This is a genomic window from Micromonospora sp. CV4, from assembly GCF_003667455.1.
Classification (GTDB): Bacteria; Actinomycetota; Actinomycetes; order Mycobacteriales; family Micromonosporaceae; genus Micromonospora.
In genome coordinates this window covers 1-2,405 of record NZ_RCVI01000453.1, presented here as the reverse complement: position 1 = coordinate 2,405, position 2,405 = coordinate 1, and the positions used below count along the sequence as shown (strand labels likewise).

General features: G+C 70.8%; 1 protein-coding gene and 1 pseudogene. One reads left to right on the top strand and one right to left on the bottom strand.

Annotated features, from left to right (window positions below; genetic code table 11):
• Positions 1–280, bottom strand: a pseudogene (locus EAD98_RS30585) (hypothetical protein); the annotation flags it as partial.
• 161 nt (positions 281–441) lie between these two features.
• Here EAD98_RS30585 and EAD98_RS30580 point away from each other — a divergent pair.
• Positions 442–2,405 (top strand): TIGR03960 family B12-binding radical SAM protein (locus tag EAD98_RS30580; protein WP_121657406.1); only part of this gene is annotated, 1,964 nt, incomplete at its 3' end.

The following is a 2,405-nucleotide window of genomic DNA, read 5'->3' as shown; positions in this document are numbered from 1 at the left end:
ATAAGAGACGGGGTCCGTCGTTCGGGCGCGGCTCGTCCGCCAGCCCGGTGCCGCCCGGGTCGCCGGCCGCGTCGGCGCCGGCGGCCCGGTTGGTCGGCGGCTCGGGCTGGTCCGGTGGTTGCGGCTGGTCCGAGGGTTGCGGCTGGTCCGAGGGGTCCGGCTGGTCCGGCGGTACGGGTCGGAAGGTCGGCTCGTCGGCGACCGCCGGATCCCGGTCCGGCTCCGTGCCCGGGGTGCTCCCGTCGGCCGGACGGCCTGCTCCCGGCTGGGGCTCCGGCATCGCGGCAATCTCCTCTCGCGCCGGTCCGAGGTTAGTACCGCCCCGCCACCGCCGCCGACCGGGCGTCGCGGCGGGGCGGCGCACCGCCACCGGTGGCGCTCGGAGCGTCGTGGGCGGCGTGCGCGCGGTCACCGCCGGGTGGGCGCGTACCCTTGGGCTTCATGAGTGCCCCGTCCACGACGCCGCGCGCGGCCGCGACCAATTCCGTCTGGCCCCGGCTGGAGCCACTGCTCCCGCAGGTCTCGAAGCCCATCCAGTACGTGGGTGGTGAGCTGGGGGCGGTCGTCAAGGACTGGGACGCGGCGACCGTGCGCTGGGCGCTGATGTATCCCGACGCGTACGAGGTGGGCCTGCCCAACCAGGGCGTGCAGATCCTTTACGAGGTGCTCAACGAGCTGCCCGACACCCTCGCCGAGCGGACGTACGCGGTCTGGCCGGACCTGGAGAACCTGATGCGCACGCACGGCGTGCCGCAGTTCACCGTCGACGCGCACCGCCCGGTGCGTGACTTCGACGTGTTCGGCATCTCCTTCTCCACCGAGCTGGGCTACACCAACCTGCTCACCGCGATCGACCTGGCCGGCATTCCGATGCTGGCCGTCGACCGCACGGACGCCGACCCGGTGATCGTGGCCGGTGGGCACGCCGCGTTCAACCCGGAGCCGATCGCCGACTTCATCGACGCCGCCGTGCTCGGCGACGGCGAGGAGGCGGTCCTGGAGATCACGGCGATCGTCCGGGAGTGGAAGGCGGAGGGTTCCCCCGGTGGCCGCGACGAGCTGCTGCTGCGGCTGGCCCGCACCGAGAGCGTCTACGTGCCGCGCTTCTACGACGTGGACTACCTCCCCGACGGGCGGATCCAGCGGGTCCTGCCGAACCGGGCGGACGTGCCGTTCCGGGTGCACAAGCGCACGACGATGGACCTGGACGCCTGGCCGTACCCGAAGAAGCCCCTCGTTCCGCTGGCCGAGACGGTGCACGAGCGGTACGCGGTGGAGATCTTCCGGGGCTGCACCCGGGGCTGCCGGTTCTGCCAGGCCGGCATGATCACCCGGCCGGTGCGCGAGCGGTCGATCACCACGGTCGGGCAGATGGTGCGCGAGGGGCTGGAGTTCTCCGGCTTCCACGAGGTGGGCCTGTTGTCGCTGTCCTCGGCCGACCACTCCGAGATCGGCGACATGTGCTCGGGCCTGGCCCAGCAGTACGAGGGCACCAACGTCTCGCTGTCGCTGCCGTCGACCCGGGTGGACGCGTTCAACATCGACCTCGCGCAGGAGTTGTCCCGCAACGGCCGGCGTACCGGCCTGACCTTCGCCCCCGAGGGCGGGTCGGAGCGGATCCGCAAGGTCATCAACAAGATGGTGTCGAAGGAAGACCTGATCCGCACCGTCGTGACCGCGTACACCAACGGCTGGCGGCAGGTGAAGCTCTACTTCATGTGCGGCCTGCCCACCGAGACCGACGCCGACGTCCTGGAGATCGCGGACATGGCGCACGAGGTGATCAAGGCCGGTCGGGCCGCCACGGGCTCCAAGGACATCCGCTGCACGGTCTCCATCGGCGGGTTCGTGCCCAAGCCGCACACCCCGTTCCAGTGGGCGCCGATGGAGCGCCCCGAGGTCATCGATCACCGCCTCAAGATCCTCAAGCAGGCGATCAACTCGGACCGTTCGCTGGGCCGGGCGATCGGCTACCGCTACCACGACGGCGAGCCGTCGCTGATCGAGGGGCTGCTGTCCCGGGGTGACCGTCGGGTCGGCTCGGTGATCCGCAAGGTGTGGGAAAACGGCGGCCGGTTCGACGGTTGGAGCGAGCACTTCTCGTACCAGCGCTGGGTGGACGCGGCGGCCGAGACGCTGCCGACGTTCGGGGTGGATCTCGACTGGTACACCACCCGGCAGCGCGACGAGCTGGAGGTCCTGCCCTGGGACCACCTGGACTCGGGCCTGGACAAGGACTGGCTCTGGCAGGACTGGCAGGATTCGCTCAGCGAGTTCGAGCAGGACGACTGCCGGTGGACCCCATGCTTCGACTGCGGCGTCTGCCCCTCGATGGACACCGAGATCCAGATCGGCCCCACCGGGAAGAAGCTCCTGCCCCTCACCCCCATCAAGGGCCTCAAAGC